The organism is Paenibacillus sp. FSL W7-1088, from assembly GCF_037969855.1.
Classification (GTDB): domain Bacteria; phylum Bacillota; class Bacilli; order Paenibacillales; family Paenibacillaceae; genus Paenibacillus.
Map to the genome: position 1 here is coordinate 6971737 of NZ_CP150216.1, position 20367 is coordinate 6992103.

Annotated in this window: 15 protein-coding genes; 7 read left to right on the forward strand and 8 right to left on the reverse strand. The window is 48.4% G+C overall.

All coding sequences use genetic code 11. The annotated features are described in order from the left end of the window. Positions 1 to 135: 135 nt before the first annotated feature. On the reverse strand, positions 136 to 5334 hold the full coding sequence (locus MKY42_RS31375) for an SGNH/GDSL hydrolase family protein (RefSeq protein WP_339847389.1): 5199 nt from the start codon (positions 5332 to 5334) through the stop codon (positions 136 to 138). A 361-nt stretch (positions 5335 to 5695) separates the two neighbouring features. Between MKY42_RS31375 and MKY42_RS31380 the strand changes: the two genes are divergently transcribed. Next, the gene (locus MKY42_RS31380; protein ID WP_062322933.1) at positions 5696 to 6319 is read left to right on the forward strand and encodes a GPR1/FUN34/YaaH family transporter; all 624 of its coding nucleotides are present in this window, start codon (positions 5696 to 5698) and stop codon (positions 6317 to 6319) included. 205 nt (positions 6320 to 6524) lie between these two features. Beyond that, on the forward strand, positions 6525 to 7037 hold the full coding sequence (locus MKY42_RS31385; protein ID WP_090903619.1) for an acyl-CoA thioesterase: 513 nt from the start codon (positions 6525 to 6527) through the stop codon (positions 7035 to 7037). 18 nt (positions 7038 to 7055) lie between these two features. Here the strand turns inward: MKY42_RS31385 and MKY42_RS31390 are convergent, their stop codons facing one another. Continuing rightward, positions 7056 to 7694, reverse strand: a complete 639-nt coding sequence (locus MKY42_RS31390; protein ID WP_090903072.1) for a TetR/AcrR family transcriptional regulator — start codon at positions 7692 to 7694, stop codon at positions 7056 to 7058. A gap of 195 nt (positions 7695 to 7889) precedes the next feature. Between MKY42_RS31390 and MKY42_RS31395 the strand changes: the two genes are divergently transcribed. Further along, positions 7890 to 8657 (forward strand): glucose 1-dehydrogenase, encoded by a 768-nt coding sequence (locus tag MKY42_RS31395; protein WP_090903070.1) that lies wholly within the window; start codon positions 7890 to 7892, stop codon positions 8655 to 8657. A gap of 125 nt (positions 8658 to 8782) precedes the next feature. On the opposite strand, the gene MKY42_RS31400 is transcribed toward MKY42_RS31395, so the two are convergent. The 3 genes from MKY42_RS31400 to MKY42_RS31410 are packed head-to-tail and all read right to left on the reverse strand — an operon-like array spanning position 8783 to position 11130. Next, positions 8783 to 9106, reverse strand: coding sequence for a hypothetical protein (locus MKY42_RS31400; protein WP_090903618.1), 324 nt, complete (start codon positions 9104 to 9106; stop codon positions 8783 to 8785). Between the two features lie 45 nt (positions 9107 to 9151). Continuing rightward, positions 9152 to 10453 (reverse strand): HAMP domain-containing sensor histidine kinase, encoded by a 1302-nt coding sequence (locus MKY42_RS31405; protein ID WP_090903068.1) that lies wholly within the window; start codon positions 10451 to 10453, stop codon positions 9152 to 9154. Then, positions 10453 to 11130 carry a response regulator transcription factor gene (locus MKY42_RS31410; protein WP_179262473.1) on the reverse strand — a complete coding sequence of 226 codons (678 nt, stop codon included), beginning with the start codon at positions 11128 to 11130 and terminating at the stop codon, positions 10453 to 10455. The genes MKY42_RS31405 and MKY42_RS31410 overlap by 1 nt, the downstream gene beginning before the upstream one ends. Positions 11131 to 11380: 250 nt before the next feature. On the opposite strand from MKY42_RS31410, the gene MKY42_RS31415 reads away from it, so the two are divergent. The 3 genes from MKY42_RS31415 to MKY42_RS31425 are packed head-to-tail and all read left to right on the forward strand — an operon-like array spanning position 11381 to position 15223. Further along, positions 11381 to 12199 (forward strand): polyphosphate polymerase domain-containing protein, encoded by an 819-nt coding sequence (locus MKY42_RS31415; protein ID WP_053782888.1) that lies wholly within the window; start codon positions 11381 to 11383, stop codon positions 12197 to 12199. After that, entirely contained in the window at positions 12192 to 12872 is a 681-nt protein-coding gene (locus tag MKY42_RS31420; RefSeq protein WP_339847400.1) for a DUF4956 domain-containing protein, read from the forward strand. Before MKY42_RS31415 ends, MKY42_RS31420 begins: the two co-directional genes overlap by 8 nt. A gap of 26 nt (positions 12873 to 12898) precedes the next feature. Beyond that, a complete protein-coding gene (locus tag MKY42_RS31425) occupies positions 12899 to 15223 on the forward strand; it encodes a carbohydrate-binding domain-containing protein (RefSeq protein WP_339847403.1) in 2325 nt (774 codons plus the stop codon). Between the two features lie 222 nt (positions 15224 to 15445). On the opposite strand, the gene MKY42_RS31430 is transcribed toward MKY42_RS31425, so the two are convergent. Together MKY42_RS31430 and MKY42_RS31435 are read right to left on the reverse strand one after the other, a co-directional pair. Further along, positions 15446 to 16024 carry a class I SAM-dependent methyltransferase gene (locus MKY42_RS31430; protein WP_090903063.1) on the reverse strand — a complete coding sequence of 193 codons (579 nt, stop codon included), beginning with the start codon at positions 16022 to 16024 and terminating at the stop codon, positions 15446 to 15448. A gap of 156 nt (positions 16025 to 16180) precedes the next feature. Further along, on the reverse strand, positions 16181 to 16852 hold the full coding sequence (locus MKY42_RS31435) for an FHA domain-containing protein (protein ID WP_090903061.1): 672 nt from the start codon (positions 16850 to 16852) through the stop codon (positions 16181 to 16183). 224 nt (positions 16853 to 17076) lie between these two features. Between MKY42_RS31435 and MKY42_RS31440 the strand changes: the two genes are divergently transcribed. Next, positions 17077 to 17232, forward strand: a complete 156-nt coding sequence (locus MKY42_RS31440) for a hypothetical protein (protein ID WP_177185819.1) — start codon at positions 17077 to 17079, stop codon at positions 17230 to 17232. A 392-nt stretch (positions 17233 to 17624) separates the two neighbouring features. On the opposite strand, the gene MKY42_RS31445 is transcribed toward MKY42_RS31440, so the two are convergent. Continuing rightward, positions 17625 to 20213 carry a DUF2339 domain-containing protein gene (locus MKY42_RS31445; protein WP_179262469.1) on the reverse strand — a complete coding sequence of 863 codons (2589 nt, stop codon included), beginning with the start codon at positions 20211 to 20213 and terminating at the stop codon, positions 17625 to 17627. Between the last annotated feature and the right edge of the window lie 154 nt (positions 20214 to 20367).

Below are 20367 nucleotides of genomic sequence, written 5' to 3' on the forward strand. Positions count from 1 at the left end.
CCCCCACTAACTTCATTTTCAAACAAATGTGTCATTATTGTGTATGTTAAAAAAACAAAAAGCACCTCTCCATCTACAGGCTTACCCAAGGGGATACCCTATATCAATAGAGAGGTGCTTAAACGTTAAATCACTTTAATCATGTGTGACCTTCACTGTGATGACTTCACTTGAAACCGATCCACTTTCGTTAGTCCATTCCACAACGTATTCATATTCGCCAGGTGCACGATCTTTGATCACTGCGCTTGCTGTCTGTGCATTCGGAGATGCTGCAGTCAACGGTTGGCTGTCGATCTCTTGACCGTTCTCATACAGACGATAGGAGGTGGCATTTGTGCCCCACCACATGTTCATCGTAATGGTGTAGTTTCCATCCCCATCCCAGTTGTCATGAGAGAGCACCGGCTTCCCTGGTGCTGCATCACGAACGATTACGGTATGCGGAGCGCATTTGGTCGTTCCCTTTGAATTGATCAGTTCGCATGTATATACATACGTACCGTTTACCCGTCCCGAAATATCGGTGGATGCCTTTTGGGCAGCAGGGCTTGAGGCCGTGAGTTTTTGCGTATCGATCAGTTCACCGTTCTCATACAATTTGTACTGTGTACCATTATTCCCCCACCACATATTCATCGCGATGGTGTATGTTCCATCGGCCAAACCGTCGCCATGTTGATTATCGTCGGACAAGGAAGGTACACCCGGTGCACCTGTGGCTTGGTCTGCGGCGATAACTTTCACTTCCACGGAAAGCTCAGTGATGAGTCCCGCGCCGTTAACTGCTTTGGCTGTAAAGGTGTGTTTTCCCACCAGTCCCGTCAGTGCAATCTCATCACCCTGTTCTACGGCCTCGCCATCCCAAGTCAATTCCAGAAGAGTGATTCCCGACTCCGGATCTTCTGCCTTCACTCCAACTTGGAGTACATCCTCTTCACTCATCTGTTCCGCAGGCATGCCGGTAATGACCGGAGGTGTCGTATCTTCTGTTTCTTGCGGAGCACCGACATAACGAATATTCGGTGCCGCTGGCTGCTCCATGCCTACTCCCAGATGGAAGCCGGTATGTGGCGGCTGGTTATAGGCTACATTTTGCCAAGCTACCCCAAGGCGGTAGACCGGATCATGCATCAACGTGTTAATACGCACATCCGTCTCATCTGTCGTCGTATAAATGCGTAATTCCGAGCTGTCCTGACCGCGCCACATCACTTCTTCACGCCAGTCTCCAAACAGATCTGCCTGCAAACTCGGGTTGGCTTTGGTGCCATTGTTTGAAGCAGCACCTGTTGCCGTCAGCAGATTAACTGTCGTTTGGTTCTCATAATCCCATTTGTCGATACGAATATCATCCTGAAGCTCACGCAGCAGGTCACCGTCCCACCAGATACCGAAGTTGGTGGACGATGGAATCTTCGTCGTGATCAGTTCCCCCTGGGCACTGTAGAGCCCGGTGATTGGAATATGCTCGGCATTGGTAATGGTCGCGGCCCACACCTCAGACCCCGGATAATTTGGATCAATATCGGCAGCCATGCCACGTCCGGTATCGACGCCTGTGAACACACCCCAGAGGATTTCACCTGTAGCTGCATCACGCATTTCCATACCGTACTGCGAATCTTTATGTTCGTGTACGTCGAACACTTCCAATCCTGGACGAGTTGGGTCCAGATCACTCAGATGCATGGCATCGCCATGACCGAGTTTCGTATTGTATAGCGGTTTGCCATCATCATCGATGGCCATTGCACCAAATGTAATCTCATCCTTGCCGTCGCCATCCACATCTGCAACCGAGAGGTTATGGTTTCCTTGGCCTGCGTACTCGCCGTAACCATCATCATTGGAGTCAAAACGCCATACTTTGCTCAGCTTGCCATCACGGAAATTGTAGGACGCGAGCACGGTACGTGTATAATATCCACGGCTGAACATCGCACTTGGATGCTCACCGTCCAGATACGCCACCGCTGCCAGAAAACGGTCCACCCGATTTCCATAGCCATCACCCCATGAGGCTACATCTCCACGTGGCGGATCATATTCTACCGTATCCAGTGCTGCTCCGGTTTCACCATCGAACACCGTCAGGAATTCATCACCAAGCAGGACGTAACCGGAACTGTTCCGGTGGTCTGCATTGGCGTCTCCAATGACTTTCCCTTGTCCATCGACGGTACCATCTGCGGTACGCATCATCAGTTCCGCTCTGCCATCGCCATCAAAGTCATAAACCAGGAATGGAGAGTAATGCGCACCCGCACGAATATTCGGTCCCATATTGATGCGCCAGAGTCTTGTTCCGTCCAGTTTATAGGCATCCATATAGACAATACCGGTATATCCGGACTGGGAGTTATCCTTGCCGTTGTTTGGTGACCACATCAGAATAATCTCATATTCGCCATCACCATCGACATCACCCACGCTGGCATCACCCGCATAATACGAATACGGCTGTCCGTCTTTCGTATAAGCATCAGCAGGCTTTTGCAATGGTACAGACAGATACTGCTCCTGCCAAACGCCAAATTCCTTCGTTGCTGCTTTTTCAATACCATTTTCCACCGTCATGACACGGTATCTGGACGCATCGGTGCCTTCGGCATCCGTAAAGTTGGTGCTTCCCGTTATCGGTTCATCGTTAAGCTTCGCACCATCCCGGTACAGATTGAAAGCAATGGTCTCGGCATCCAGGCCCAGCATGCGCCAGCCAATATAGTTGCCGTTTTCTGTTTGTACAGCGACCGGAGCACGGTCCAGATACTCCATTTCCCGATTCAGCGTCGTAGCTACTGGGGTTTCGAGTGCAGCCGAAAGTTCGGATACCCCTCCCGCATTCACAGACGCCACTTTATAGAAATAAGGAATGGTGCTAAGGATGGTTGAGTCTGTGTATGTCGTCTCTTTGGTGCGCGCGATTAAGTCATACGGCCCATCCTGCTTCACAGCACGATAGATTTGATATGCACGTGTTCCTGCTGATTCCGTCCAAGTGAAGGAGACGTCATTTTTGTTAATGCTTAGTAACGACAGACCTGAAGGGACCTGTGCCTTCTCTACAGATGAATCAATCGTCGAAACAGGTAATGCATTGGATGCTACCGATTCCGTACCTGTACGATCTGCAGCCGATACCGTATATACGTAATTCATGCCCAGGTCAATCTTGTTATCGGTATAGGTTGTTGCATCCGTAGTTGCCAGCAGCTCGCCCTTGGCCGCTCCAGTTGACTGACGGTATACCTTATACTGTACGTCATCAGCAATAGCACCCCACGATAATGCAGCGGTGATCGGATCACTCTCCAGATCCAGGCCATTCAGTTTCAGATTGGAAGGGGCCACCAATACAGGTGTAATCTCAAGTCCGTTGAGATGCGCCGTAGCCCCACTGAAGACCAGATTCATCTGCCCGTCCTGCACGGTAATCTGGTTGATCACTTTTTCGGCAATATTCTGAGCACCGGAGGATACGGTCCCATAATCTTTGCCTTCGATGTTAATGTTGGTTTTTGCTGAACCAATCCAGTCCCCAGTGTACGTCTTGACCGAATAGGTACCATTCGGCAGATCCACTTTGAATTCATATGAGCCGTTAAAATAGATCACGAAGTCACGACGCAGGTTATCTGTCGCACTGCCACGATCCCGATCCGCCATATTAGCCGAAGACGTTAATCCATAACCGCGTGCTGGGGTATACAGCGTATTCCGGTTGACTTCCGTATACCCTTCAGCAACCGGAGAACCTACCGGACCAAAGTCATATCGATACGCTGCCGATTTGGTGGTGAAGCTGACTTCATCCGAAGGATCGGATTCGCCGCGGCCATTCACAGCGGTTACTCGAACCGTGTACGACTTGCCTTCGACCAAACCGCTTAGCGTCAAAGTAGGTACAGTTGCCGTTCCTGCCAGCTTGTAGGCAGTTTCCGGCTCTGTTGAAAGCTTACGGTACACTTTGTAGATGTCTGCGGTGTCATCCGCTGTCCATTTCAATACCGCTCCCGCGTTGCTGATGCTACCTGCCTTCAATCCAGCAGGTTTGGCAGGCAATTCAGCCGGAACTTCAGCATCCTGAACCGCTTCTGATAATGGCAGATCCAGTTCACGAACCGCACCAGCAACCAGACGAGCAATCTGAATCGCTCCATATTCCTGGAAGTGGGTATTATCCGCTGCCCCGTTCGGGAATGCCTGATAGATGCCTGGTGATACATGAAGGAAGACAGACAACGTCGCTTCCGGTCCAATGGAATCATAGTACGCAATACTGAGTGCGCTCAGATCGATCAGCTTCACATTTTTCTCCGAAGCCACCTCTTTCATCGCCTGCACATATTCAGGGAAGGACACATTGAACTTGCCTGTGTCTGCGTTGAAGTCCCTGCGACCCATTGGGGTGACCAGAATTGGGGTAGCTCCCCGCTGCTGCACGCCGTCTATGTAGGTTTTCAAATAGTTTTTGTAATCGGCAGGTGAAGCATAGCGGTCAGGAACACTGATTGTTGCATCGTTGTGTCCGAACTGCACGAACAGATAATCTCCCGGACGAATGAGGCGCAGAATCTCATCCAATCGCCCTTCGAAAATAAAGGATTTAGAGCTGCGTCCACCGATGGAATGGTTCTTAATCTCCACGGCATCACTGAAAAAGGACGGGAACATTTGCCCCCAACCCGCTTGGGGCTCCCAGTATGGATTATACGTCTGCATCGTGGAGTCACCCGCAAGGTACACCGCAGGTTTGTTACCTGCCTCGCGTTCCTGTTGTTTGGTGATCACGAGCGCATTGATATTAGCGGCCGTTCCGGAGAATTCAAAGTTCATCTGCCCATCCACCAAGGCAATATCGAAGCTCATCTCCAGATATTCACCCGCGGGCTTAGTATTCTGCTGAACCTTGTTCATGCTCTCCACTTTGATCGCAATATCTGTGCTGCCTGCACTATCGCCAGCGACAAGGGACACGGTATAATCACCGCTCGGCAAATCCACCTTGAATCCGGCCCCATCGGCAATTTTGGCAAAATCGGATTTAATTGGATCACTTGTGCCCCGATCCTGTACCGTTACTTTGGACACATCGGTGAAGCCATAGCCACGTTCCGCCGAATACGCAGACGTTGCGTCCACACCTGTATATCCATTCGCAACAGCTCCTGAACCAAAGTCGAATCTATAAGTGCCTCCACCCGCAGTTTCATCAGCCGATACGGCTGCACTTGCTGCTGGTGTGCCAAACATGGTCCCCCACCCCAGACTGGAAATTGTAAATACCCACAGGAGCATAACCAGGCCAACCCGCCGCGTCTTAGCGATCATGAACACCCATCCTTTCGTTTCCTCATCATTGAATGATTAAAGCCAGAACGATGGTACAACCCATAAGTAAGCGCTTGCATTTCTATTCGATACTATCCCTTCTTTCAGGGAATGAACATGTAATTTTCCGTCTTTTTCCACCAAAAAACCGATCTCTTCGTTCCTGATCTCTAACACAAGCCTTACAAGGGAACGGATCATGCTCCAAAAGGTAATAAAATCCCTTTTCATACGTAATTCATTCAGGTACAATAGGGCGATGTGTGTGTCCGGACCAGGCGGATACGAATTACGAAGTATAGAGGACGGTTCGGTTCGAACGGATCATCCTGATTTGAATATTTGGAGGCTCATCAACACCATGCAAACCGATTCACAGACTAAAGTCAAAATCATAAACGCCGATCCCAGCGCGATGGGATTATTTGGGTTGGCCATCGTCACTCTGGTCGCTTCCTCCCAAAAGCTTGGCATTACAGACGGCCTAAGCTACGCTATTCCTTGGGCGATTTTCCTCGGTGCCTTTGCCCAGCTGTTCGCTTGTATTCAAGATTCCAAACGCAACAATACTTTTGGCACAACTGCCTTCGGCGCATACGCATTCTTCTGGTTCGCGATGGGTGCCAACTGGCTGATCAAAATGGGCGTGTTTGGCTCCACTCTTGCGGAACAGGCAGATGGCAAGCAGCTCGGATTTGCTTTTGCCGGATATCTCGTGTTCACCCTGTTCATGACGCTGGGTGCCGTGGAAGCCAATAAAGTATTGCTCATCATTTTCATTCTCATTGACTTCCTGTTCCTTGGCCTGACCTTTGACGCGTTCGGCGTAGCTCCTCATATCTTCCATACCATCGCAGCTTATGCTGAAATGGGAATCGGAATCGTGTCGTTGTACGGCACAGGCGCTTCCGTACTGAACGCTCACTTCGGCTATACGTTCTTGCCCATCGGCAAGCCGTCTGGCATTTTCAGACCCAAGGCTTAATATACAGCATCAAACCGCCCGCGCGCCGGTCCGCGCCTGGCGGTTTTTTTGAATCACGCTTCACTTGAATAGGGATGGGACCGAAACCTATACTAGAACTAACATATAGAGATGATGGGCGCGACATTTCTTGCAGAGTCCATCAGCCATACTGTCAGGAGGAAGACATATGAGAGAGATACCGAAGCCTACGGAACTGGATCAGATGGAGAAAAAGTACATGCGTGAAACACGTTGTTTCAAGACGTCTCGGGTGTTCCCGACGGACGTGAATAATCACAACACATTATTTGGTGGGAAGCTGATGTCCTATATTGATGATATTGCATCCATCACTGCTTCCAAGCTGTGCCGGGTGAACACCGTTACGGCTTCAACCGACTCGGTCGATTTCTTGTATCCGATTAATCCGACAGATTCGGTGACACTGGAATCGTTTGTTTCCTGGACAGGACGCAGTTCCATGGAAGTTTTTGTGAAGGTCATCCGTGAGGATCTGAAGACGGGGGAGAAGAAGATTGCGGCGACCGCATTCCTTACCTTTGTCGCTTTGGATGAAAATAACCGTAAACTCATTGTTCCTCGCATCATTCCAGAGACGGAAGAAGAGAAGAAATTATACGAGACTGCTCCAGCTCGGGCTGCCATGCGGAAACAACGGCGGGAAGAAAGCAAAAAATTCGCCGACTTCCTCACCGTTAGTTATCCCTGGGAATAAGAGAACCGGGCACGCTATTTAGTCCTGAAGCATGCGTTCATGAATGGTCCGACCCTTCTGCCCTGGTTCAATCAGGAGACGGGTCGGTTTGATGTTAATTAGCGCAGTCAGCTGCTCCCCCATGTAGTGGGCAGAATACTTGAACCCAATCTCTGCCCAGTGCATAATCACACCAACGGTCGCAGATACCAGGTAACTTAGCATAATGTCGTAATTAATGGTGTAGTCGCTGTTTTCGGTCACCAATACAAAGTCTTCGGTTAAATATGTTCTGAACATGTTGCAGAGTCTGGTTCCCATATCCCCGTGCATCGTCATCAAGGCTCGAAAGATGTCTTGGTGCGCTTCGATATATTCAAATACAGGCATCGTTGATGGCAGTAATGCCGTCATATCCACTTCTTTTAACTCCGCGTAAGGTGATGCATAAGCTTGTCCCACGCCCTGCATGAAATCATCCAGAATGAATTGCAATAACTCGGGTTTGCCGGGAAAATGTAAATAGAACGTTCCCCGGTTATAATCCGCCCGCTCCGTAATGTCACGAATCGTGACGGCTTCAGCTCCCTTTTCCAATATCAAAGAAACCGCCGCAGCAATGATGGCATCCTGCGTTCTTCGTGCTCTCCGATCCTGAGGGTGTTCGATAATCAACATTTCCACCTCCTCTGTTCATTATTGTAACCTAAATGAACACCGCTTACATCTCTGTCCGATAGCTGACATTTGCGCTGTCAATGATTATTGTCACATTACTATGTATATCTTAACATTGAGATAGGAACGATAGACCACAGGTTGAACGTTCACACACCGTTCACCTGATTACATTTTATAAGGAGCGAATACATGATGAGTACATCATATACCCAAACAGCCGTTATTACAGGAGCAGCCGGAGGCATCGGTAAAGAATTGGCACGCCGCCTTGCTGAACGCAAAATTAATCTGGTCCTGGTCGACCTGAACGAAGAAGCCATCCAGCAAACCATCACGGATCTGAAACTCGACAAAGAGCACGTCATTGCGGTGAAAGCAAACGTATCTCAGGAAGCTGATGTGAAAAACTATGTGCAGCAAGCACTTGATACATTTGGTCGTATCGATTATTTTGCCAACAATGCCGGCATTGAAGGTCCAACCGGACTGATCGAAGATCTGAGCGTTGAAGCTCTCGACCTCGTATATAACGTCAATGTGCGCGGTGTATTCCTTGGTTTGCAGAACGTCATCCCTGTCATGAAAAAACAAAAATCTGGTGCGATTCTGAATACCTCTTCCCTTGCAGGTCTGATGGGTGCTCCAGCCGTATCTCCATATATTATGTCCAAACATGCCGTTGTTGGTCTTACCCGCACAGCAGCAAATGAACTTGCGCCTTATGGTATTCGGGTTAACGCGGTATTGCCAGGCACCATCAATACCCGCATGATGCGTCAAATCGAAGCAAACTCCGGTAATGTGGAAGATTATCAATCCGCTACCGTATCCGCAATTCCGATGGGCCGCTATGGTGAACCGGAAGAAGTCGCAGCCATCATGAACTTCCTGTTGTCCGAAGAAGCTTCGTATGTCACCGCTTCCCTCTATACTGTCGATGGCGGTATGATGGGTCAATAAGGAAAATGCGCCTAGCCCAACGGGCTGGCTGTTTAAAAGGTAATTCCCAATGCACAATCCAAAATGACCTCAAATTCCACAATAACGTGGAGGCTGAGGTCATTTTTTTAATTGATTGATTTAAATTAATCCACGTAGCCTGCGAGCCCTTTTTCCATCAAATAGTCCATTTCAGCATCCAGAATGCTTTCAACGGTCAGCTCATCCAGCTTCACATCTTTACGGCTCAGAATATAGTCGGCCAGATCGTCACCGTCGATATCCACGTCACCTTTGGCATTTTCATGCGCCTTGTTGATGTACGCCTGCTCATGCTTCAGGACAAGAGCGATATTCGCTTCGCTTGCCTTCGTCTTCTCTGCAATATATGCCTTCATTTCCTGTTCATTGATTGAATTTGTTTCAGTCACGTTAAAGTCAGCTCCTTGATTCTTACGTTCTGTTGCCATTGTAGCATAGGTTAACCCAGAACAGACATGCATTATTCCTTATCCCTAAGATAAACGAACGTAAAATGTTGCACCTTCCCCTACCACACTGCGGGCGTAAATCTCACCTTTGTGCTGTTCCACAATCGACCTTGCAATCGCAAGACCCAATCCATGTCCACCATTTTTCCGTGCTCTGGAGGCATCCGTGCGATAGAAGCGATCGAAGATCCGGTCCAGATGCTCAGGCGCAATGCCCTCTCCCGTGTTGGAAACGGCCAGCAAAACGTCATTGTTCTGTTTCTTCAACGATACGTTGACCGAGCCTTTGGCTCTGGAGTATTTCACAGCATTATCGAGCAAAATCAGAATGACCTGCTTGATCTGTTCGCTGTTGCCATGGACCATGAGCTGCGGCTCAATGCTGTAGTCTAGAGATATATTTTTCTCAAAAATCACGGCTTCCATCGTCAAAATGATCGTCTCCACCGCATCGCTCATATTGAACTTGGTATGAATCATCGAGGATCTTGAATCGTCAATTTGAGTCAGATATAACAGATCATTCGTCAGTCCCGACATGCGTTCCGTCTCCGACTTGATGTAATGCAGCCACTTGGCCTGATTCTCAATCGTATCCTCCCGATTCGCGAGAAGCACATCCGTGTTGGTATTGATGATCGCCAGCGGCGTTTTCAACTCATGTGAAGCATCGGCTATGAACTGCTTTTGCTTCTCAAAGGCTTCCTTGACCGGGGTAATGGAACGATTGGCGAAATAGCGGCTCAGGAAGTAGATGACGATCAGCATGATCAAACCTACGACGGCAAAAGTATAAATCAGATTCGTAAGAATGCCCTGTTGGGCCGTCACATCGATAAACACAATCATGTGCCCTGTGCTGCTCGGGTCGATCACATAAGCCCAGTCCGTTCCATTCAGTGTAAACTGTCCGGTCTTCCGATCCACATCGTCGACTTTATTCACCTTTTGCAAAGCTTCAGTATAGAACGTGTCATCCATATCAAACCTGGAGTGCGCATCGGTGATTTCCCACTCACTATCCGTCTTGACCATGAACGATACCGAGCGTCCTGGCGGTGAATTCGGATCACTCCCCGACGCTCCATTGGCACTGGAATCGGATGGCTGAGATCCTGGCACTGAATCCCTGTCATCACCGCGCGGCATCTTGCTGGAGTTGTACGGACCATGATAGAAATCCGACACTTTGAACAGCTCCATGTTGGTTTCCCGCTGTACATTCTGATACGTAATGATGTAGATCGTGGCAAAGGCAACCAACATCATAAACGAGATGGACACCAGGTTCACGATCAGAAATCGGTTTCTAAGTTTCTTGAACATCAGGACGTCACCTCAAGTACGTACCCCACACCCCGAATCGTATTGATGCGAACCGCGGAGTTCAGGAAGGTTAACTTTTTGCGTAAAAACGAGATGTACACCTCCACATTGTTATACTCCACTTCCGAATCGAAACCCCACAGCTTCTCAATAATCTGCTCTTTGGAAGTAATGGCCTGTTTACGCGTGATTAGCAGCTCCAGCAGTTCATTTTCCTTCAGATTCAGCTTGATCTCCTTGCCCTGAACACTCAGCTTCAGCTGCGTGGTGTTCAGTTCAATGTCACCGAACTTCAGTCCATCCTCCGGAACGACTTCTCCCTTCCTTCTCAGGGCTGCCCGAATCCGTGCGAGCAATTCCTCCGTGGCAAAGGGCTTTGCTATATAATCATCGGCTCCATAATCCAGCCCGGTCACTTTGTCTGAAATTTCTCCTTTGGCTGTGAGCAGAATGACAGGCGTATGATTGCCTTCGCTGCGCAGTTTCTTCAGCATGGTAATCCCGTCCATTTCCGGCATCATGATGTCCAGCAGCAACAGATCATAGATTCCGCTCAGCGCATAATCCAGACCCGATCTCCCGTCATGCACCATGTCTACAGAGTAATTGTTTTTCTTTAATATTTGTGACACGGCTTCCGCCAAATGAACCTCATCTTCCGCAATCAGTATTCTCATCGGTTCTTCATTCCTCTGCATGAATTGGTTTCGATATAAGTCAATCTATTATACCAGCGATTGTATCAACGGAACCTTGAACCAATCTTAATTCATTATTTTTGGAGAACTATTAAAGGAAGGTAAAAAAAGATCAACGGAATGTAAAATCATTTAAGATTCATTCAAGGTTGACGCTCTAAGATACAGACATGGAAGCAATACACGATGCAACAAAACATACAAAACATGGATGAAAGGACTGAACCCAATGGCAATTGAAGTATTCAACCGATATGAGAGCAAGTATCTACTGACAGATGAGCAATACGAGAACTTCTACACCGATCTGCTGAAGTATATGGAGCTGGACGCCTATAACAAGAAACACGAGTTTTACTCCATCAGCAACCTGTACTTCGACACTCCGCAGGATTCCCTGATCCGCGCCAGTCTCTCCAAACCCAAATACAAGGAGAAGTTGAGACTGCGGGCATACGGAGTTCCTGAAGAGAATGCGAAGGTATATCTGGAGATCAAAAAGAAAGTATTTGGCCTGGTAAACAAACGCCGAACTGCCCTGAAGCTGGATGAAGCTTATGAATTCGTTCAGACAGGCAAGGCTCCTGATCTCGCCGATTACATGAACAAACAGGTTGTGGAAGAGATCAAGTACTTCCTCCGGCTGTACGATCTGGAACCAAAAGTGTATCTGGCGTATGAACGCAAGGCGCTGTTCGACAAGAACAGCCGCGATCTGCGCATCACCTTTGATACCAACATCCGCAGTCGCAGATATGATCTGAAGCTGGAGCAAGGAGATTACGGCGAACCTCTGGTGAAAGACGGGCGCTGGCTGATGGAAGTCAAAGCCGAGAAAACCGTTCCGATGTGGCTCTCTCAACTGTTATCCGAACATGGTCTTTACCGGACCGGATTCTCGAAATACGGCAATGAGTACAGACATCTGGCCAGAACAACCAACCTGAACTACCAGACTGAACGAGAATTGCTGCCGGGTACCGATTTCAACCCATCCATAGAACAAGAAAAAACAATCACAGAAAGAGAGCGTGTAGTATATGCTTGATTCCCTTTTCAGCTCAGCTTTAACAGACTCCACCCTAACTTTTAGTAATGCGATTCTAACGATTGGACTTGCCATCATCATGGGGGTCATCATCAGCCTGACATACATGAAGACAAATCAGAGCACATATTCCCAAAGCTTTACACTAACTATGGTCGTCTTGCCTGTCATCGTAGCCATCATCATTCTTCTGATCGGCAGCAACATTGCCCGTGCATTCAGCCTCGCGGGTGCCTTCTCCATCATCCGATTCAGAAGTGCGCCTGGTGACCCGAAAGACATTGCTTATGTTCTGTTCACCATGGCTTCCGGTCTTGCCTGCGGTGTAGGCGCATTCGGTTATGCTGTAATGTTCACCATTATCCTGTGTGTACTGATGTTTGTCCTGAGCCGCTTCAACTTCGGAGGGAAGAAAGCCCAGCAAAAAACGCTGAAAGTAACCATTCCGGAAAACTTGAGCTACGAAGAAGCACTGAACGAAGTGTTCCATAAATTTAACGTACCTTTTGATCTCAAAAAAATCAGAACCACCGAACTCGGCAGTCTGTACGAGCTTGTCTACAGTGTTACCATTCACGAAAGTGTAAGCCAGAAGGAATTCTTGGATGCGATTCGTACACGAAACGGAAATCTAGATATCTCGTTAACGATGAGTCCAACACCAGAATACTAAATTGAATCCGAAGGGAACGATATACTATGAAAAAGAAAATCATAACTGGCAGCAAATTGTGGTCCGTCGCAATGATTACTGCAATGGTTACAGCTTGCAGCGCTCCGGCTGCAACCAGCAGTACCGCAAACGCCGCAGTGTCAACGACAGGGACAACCAAAACCGTATCCGTCAGTGAACAAACCTCGGTGAAATATGCCGATCTGGTCACGATGGATGCAGACGATACCAACGTTAGCTGGAGTGCAACAGATTCCACAACGATTAAGCTGAACGGTACGACCGCTTCCATCACAGGATCGGGTGCAAAAGCAGCAAATGGATCGGTAACCATCTCCGCAGCGGGTACCTATGTACTTAGCGGCAAGCTGACCGACGGACAGATTGTGGTCAATGTTGCAGATAAGGGCACCGTACATCTCGTATTAAACGGAGCCACAATCAATGACAGCGACAGTGCATCCATCTATATCCAGAAAGCGGGCAAAGCCATCATTACGCTGGAAGAAGGAACTGAGAATGCCGTGTCCGATGGCAAAACTTACGTATACGCCGACGATACAACGGATGAGCCGGATGCAGCCATCTTCAGCAAGGCAGACCTGACGTTCAATGGTACAGGCAAGCTGACGGTGACAGGCAACTACAATGAAGGTATTACGAGCAAGGATGATCTGAAAATTGTCAGTGGCACAATTAACGTCAAATCCGCCGATGACGGCATCAAAGGTAAAGATATGGTGGCGATTCAAGCCGGTACCATTACCATTGATTCAGAAGGTGACGGCATCAAATCTACAAACGATACGGATACGACCAAAGGCTTCGTGGCCATTGCTGGAGGTACATTCAACATCCAGAGCGGCAGCGACGGCATTCAAGCGGAAACCGCATTGGTTACGGATGGCGGCACATTTAACATCGTAACCGGAGGCGGCAGTGCCAATGCACCAGAAAAAGTAGAAGAAGGACCATTTGGCGGCGGTGGCGGCGGATGGGGTGGCGGTACACCTCCAACCGATATGGGCACACCACCGGATGGGGAACCACCTGCTGATATGCCGAGCAATAATGGAACGAACGCAGCAGGCGCAGCACCATCCAGCTCTACCAATGCAACAGCACCTACTGATTCCATAGCAGATGCAGACACAAGCACAACGGCTGCAGAAGAAGAAACAACGAGTGCCAAAGCACTTAAAGCAGGAGCAGATCTTACCGTCAATGGCGGTACGTATACGATCAATTCCATGGATGATTCCCTGCACAGCAACAACAATGTAATCGTCAATGACGGCAAGTTCAGCATTGAATCCGGGGATGACGGGATTCATGCAGATCAGGCGCTCACCATTAACGGTGGAACGATCACCATTGCCAAGAGCTATGAAGGTCTTGAAGGTGCAATCATCACCTTGAACGATGGGAATGTGGATGTGACTGCATCAGATGATGGCGTGAATGCTTCCGGAGAAATAACTGCAACTGACGCTGATGCGAATGCGGCAGCCACTGCAGAGGACGGTACTAAAGCAGCCAATACCGATACAACTGCAGTCTCCAACACTTCTGTTACAGAGACGACTGGCACAACATCTACTACGGATCAGTCCAATCAAAGTACAGACACGAATAGCAATACTCGCCCACAAGGCGGTGGGCCAGGTGGTATGCCGGGTGAATCTGCCAGCAACAGTGAGCTTCATATCAACGGCGGCTCTCTCACCGTCAATGCAGGCGGCGACGGACTGGATTCGAACGGCTCCATCTATATGACAGACGGAACCGTCATTGTGAACGGTCCAACAGATAATGGCAACGGAGCACTGGACTATGACGGCAACTTCGAATTGAGCGGCGGATATCTGGTCGCTGCGGGAAGCTCCGGCATGGCTCAGGCAACATCTGAAGCATCGACTCAAAATACCATTGCCATGACGTTCCCTGAAACGCAAAAAGCAGGAACACTGGTACATGTGGAAGATAGCGAAGGAAACAACATTCTGACCTTTGCTCCAGCAAAAGATTATCAAACGGTGGTTGTCAGCTCCCCGGATCTGAAAAAAGACGGTTCTTATGTGATTTACTCCGGCGGATCATCGACTGGTAAAGCAGTGGATGGACTCTATACAGACGGAACGTATAGTGGCGGAACCAAAGTGGTTGCCTTCCAATCCACAAGCAATGTAACTTGGGTGAACGAATCTGGTGTTACAACTGCCAACTCGGGTATGGGTGGTCCAGGCGGAGGCCGTGGCCAAGGTGGATTCGGAGGCGGTAGAAACAGAACAGAATCGGGTACAACAACCGATACCACAGGTACAACGGGCACTACGGATACCACGAAGTAAGTGAAGACTCAGGCCATAAGAGCCAACAAATAAAGGTGATTTAATAACAAGGGATGTCCCATACGTCATGAATATGACGGAGGACACCCCTTGTTTTTGTTAGTTTATTCTAAAGAACCACCTGGTACACGCTATTCGATTCGATTTGCCCAGGTCTGAAATCTAACGAATCACAGTGACGTTATTTCGTCGATTGGGCCGATTTTGTAGGTTCGTTAGCGCTCAAAACGTATATACATACACCTTGGTACGCAGCGTATCCCGGCATGTAATCGTCCGTAGCGGTATCTTGCCTGGCAATGCAAAACAGACGCTAATCACCTTCGCTCCCGGAGGCAGCTCCCGATTGAATTTGTCGACTAGCCGATTCATCGCTCCAGGGAATAAATAACAGATGACGCAATCTGCGTGTTCATATGAACTGGTATAGATGTTGCCACGGATGAATCGCAGCCGCCCCTCCAGAGAGTGGCGTTTCCCCTTCGTTCGCCGGAAACGGACACTTAAAAAAGCAATCAGTTGGGAGGTCCATAAGGGAACAATTGAATTCTCAATACCCGTTAATCTTTTGCCTGGGCATTGCCTCACCACGTCCAGTGCCAGCGTTCCCCACCCGGAGCCTGCTTCAATAACGTCACCGTAACCGGGAATGCGGTTGACCTCCTGAATGACTGTCTGCCTGACGATGCCGGAAGTCGGCATCGGTGAGATTCCATTTTTCCAACTGACCAGCACGATGGATATTACAGATATAAGTGTCACCACAGCAATCAGCCATGGTAGTAGTTGAACTATGAACATAACCTCAACCCTTTGGAGTTTAATTAAGAGGCGGTATTTGCACCTTCATCATAACAAAAGAAGCTTCCCCAGGTCCAAAAAAACCCGGCAGAAGCTTCCTTCTTCTTATTCTATTTAGGCTTCATCCCAATCCATAGCGTAACTCGTTCAATTCATTCAATCCGGCACATGGGACTTCATGTAAACGCCCTTTTTGTACACCGACTTGATTGTAAAATGTACGCCCAGCTTGCGATTCGTCCGGTAGATCAGCGAGTTAATCTCGTCAATGCCCACCGGCTCACTCTCCAGCATGCTTCGCTCCGGCCACACCTGGCCGACAATCTGCTCCCGTGTCACAAAGTGATCCAACTGGCTGTACAGCAGCTTGAACAGTTGGTACTCCTTCTTGGACAGTGGAATCTCCACTTCTCCAATCTGCACGGTTTGCAGGTGATCCTGCAAACGCACACCCTCGCCCAGCAGGTCAGATATCCGATATTCTCTCGTTTCTTCGAGATCCCCTTCTACGCGAAGCTGAATCAAACCGTTGACCAGCGTCAGGCTGTCTCCTTCGGCAAACGGGTATTTCTCATAAGGAACGAGGCGCTGCCCGTTCAATTCCGTTCCATTTTTACTATCCAAGTCCTCAATCCACAGCTGATACTGAGCATCATAATGAATGCGGCAATGCCGCTTCGATATCAACTGATTGTAGACAGACAAGTCCAATTCATCTCCACCCGTATAACGCCCCACTGTAATGGAACGCCCCTGGCTGACATAAGCAAACGAACCGTCACTTTCCTGCCCTGGCGTACGAATGACGATTTTTGCCGTCTCCCGCATGTTATTCTCCCACCTTCAAAATATCACTCTATCTCTATGAGCGCTTTCGTTCATAAATAATGATAAATTCATCAGATTTGTTCCATTGTTTGCATCCATAACAATTTATATAGTGTATACAGGCATCGTCATATGCTTTTCTCTACTATACCAGACGTTGTGCCTTTTTTCTCATAACGGTCGTATGCATACCTTAGCCCAATCAACAAGAGAGGTCCCTCATCATGAACAAAAAAAACATTTTCATATATGTGCTGCTCGCCTTCACCCTGTCCATTACCTTAACGGTGCTCTCCCGCATCAATGATGATCGCGGAGAATCACTGAAAGGTACAACCACAACCGAAACTTCATGGTTGCAACTGAATACCCAGCGGTAAGTATACTCTATTATAACGTGATCAACAGAAAAAACGTTTCACGAATGTCATCTTATGCTGGGTCATGCCATCCTGACTGAGGATCAGATCATAATCCATTCATCAGAATAAGGCCCCTGGACGCTAAAAACCAGCGCTCAAGAGCCTCATTTTAATGTATTTTTACATATGGATACCGATCAGTGCATCCGATAATGAAATTTTGTCAAAAGCGATGTTGCAACGGCATTCTATGCCCTTAGCGCCGCTTTTTCCTGATACCAAGTTTCCTCCACCCATAGACAATGAGCGCTACAGGGCCAGCAATCCATAATAATTGCCATAACATGATACTCAGATCAAATCCCATGTTATATCCCTCCCCAAAGATTGTGAATGCTGTATCAACTATCCTAAAATTGGTTCTTTTCATCCTCCGGCAGATCAGATTCATTAGACTGCTCGGCCTCTCTAGCCTGAATTTCCTCCATCCGGCTCGACACCTTCTGATACAGATAAGAAATTCCAAGCAGCAGTACGCCAAAGCTGAAATAGGCAATGATCTTGCTACCGGATGTAAGCAATCCCACATCATAGAACACCATTTTCCCGGTGGAAAACAACGTCAGTCCCAGACCTAGGCGCCGAATCATTACATATTTTCTGCGGAACCCATAGGCAATGTACAGGATAGCAAGCAGCAGATAGATTAGGCTGAACATCAGCCCTACATCTCCCCATTGGAACTGGACCGTCATGAACACGGTGATGACACCCAGCAGATAGACCCCTGCAATCACCGGATACCATTCAACGCTCTTGAACTGCCCGCGGATTGCCGTGATCAGCAGATCCCTTCCTGCAAAGAACACGCCCACATTAAAGATGATTAATACGAGTAAACCTACGACTTCAGCCGCTGTGTGCTGCTGAACATCCGGCTGAAGTGCCGGCATGGATAACGTTACTGCCAGTGCAATACAACAGCCCACCGCATGCAGGAAGACGATATAACCCTGCACGATCCGATCACGCAAAAGCCTCACTTTACCCAATCCATAGGCCATGGCAATAGTCAGCGCAGCGAACATCAGCCATTTGTAGAACAGGTATAACAGGAATGAGTCATCGACGGCTTTCATATACAATTCATTCGATTCATACAGCACATATAACCACAGATTGGCGAGTGTGACGTACTTGAACGCATTCAAAAAGCCAAGCTCTGTCTGGCTATAATGATATTTCTCCCCGGATAGGGAGCCCTTCCGATCCAAGGCATAATAGAGCGTAATAAGCAGCGCACCAAGCGTGATGCAGGAGTATTTTAACATGAAATAGGATTGCTCCCCCATGATGAACAGCACCAGCACGTCATAGTACACAAAGGTAAACATGCACAGAAGCACGATTCCCCATCCGGCAAGTTCCACCAACTTGAACCGCTTGAGATGTCCGAGCGTAACCAGCAGAACTCCTTCGATCAGCCAGCCCATAGACAGCCACTTCGCACCAAACTGGAACGGTATAATCAGAATGGCAAAGGTCAGGGAAGTCACGTAGAACAATAGAAGGGTCTGCTTTTCCTGAGGCATCCTCTGCTGGATAAAACGGGCGAGCCCGAAATAGACCAGAGCAAAAATCAGAGCAAGCAAGCCCTGTGCGTCATTCCAGCCCGCTGCATCGAACAATACATACAACATCAGACAGCTGATGCTCGTATTCATGGCCAGCAGTGCGAAGTCCAACCAGGTCAACTTCACCCGATGTTTGAAGGGGTACGCCAGGGTGATGCCGAGATATAATGCAAATGTCACAATGGAATACAACATGCCGATCTTCTCACTTGGTGAGAGCCATAACAGGATGAGCATGGACGGTGTGTTGAACAAAAAACTGATATAATGCACAATCGGCCACCGTTTGCCAAATGAAATTAATACAATAATTCCGTTTAAGAGCAACAGATAGATCATGGCAACATACACAGCCGAACCTTGAAGACCGAAATAGGCCATATAGGAGATTAACGGTAGATACCCTCCAACCAAACCAAGTGAGCAGATGGTCCTGGACTGATACCTCAACGATAACAGCACGGATAAGGCCGAAACCAATATCGACAAGGCAAGTCCCGTATATAACCCGATCATATGCAGTAAAAAGTAACTGTAGAAGATCGAGCCAAACAGCACGGAAATCCCGCCTCCCAGCAGTCCCATCGCGAACGTTTGACGTTTGCGCCGGAACAGCCATTCACCCCCGGCAAGCATGAGCACACCAAGCAGGAAAAAAGCGCCGCCTTTCATCTCATCGTTGAACCAGGTCGCGTATGAGTAGCGAAACGCCGCTCCAACGCCAAGAATAATGAGCAGGATGGCGACCTTATTGATCCAGCTTAGGCCAATTTTCATCTCCATCCGGTTCTGGCGAATGCGCCGCTGAATGGTCTCTTCGCTTAAACCTTCCTCCGCCATATGCTCATATCCTTGTTGCAACTGGCCACGTAGCGCCTCTTCTCTCTCCCACAAGGTCTGTCTATGCGCCTCAATTCGTTCCTGCACCTCAGCAGCCAGATAAGCAATTCTCTCCTTCATCTCATTGGCGTCGCCCTGAAGTTCCTCTGAAGCCCTGTTGAATATCGCATTTAAATTCACTTTGGTGCGATGTTCATGCGCTGCGAGCCGATCATTATGTACACTCGTCTTTCCTCGGAAATACGTCTCCATCTTCTCCTGGGATACACGAATGAGATTCAATTTCTCATCCAGCATCTGTTCGGACAGAGCCATGCGAAGACGGGCATTCTCTTCTTCCATTTTGCGTGTGCGTACTTCAAGCTGTTGCAGCTTGAGTTGATGCGCTTCATATTGCGCACGCAGTTGTTCATTCTGCACGATCAGATCATCTGATTGATACTCCTGAAGCAGGGCATTGTACTCCTTTACCAGCTGCTTCTGCTGCTCCTGAACCTGGTGAAGCCGATCCTTGAACTCTTTCATGAGCTTCCTCCGTTGGTTGATGTTGAATTCATTCCCTATATTTTACTATATGTATGCCATAAAATGGGGTTTAAGGAATAGAATCATTTACCGTTCTCTGTGGATTGGAAGTCGTTATGGGATTTATACAAAATGCTTACATAACAAAAAGCCC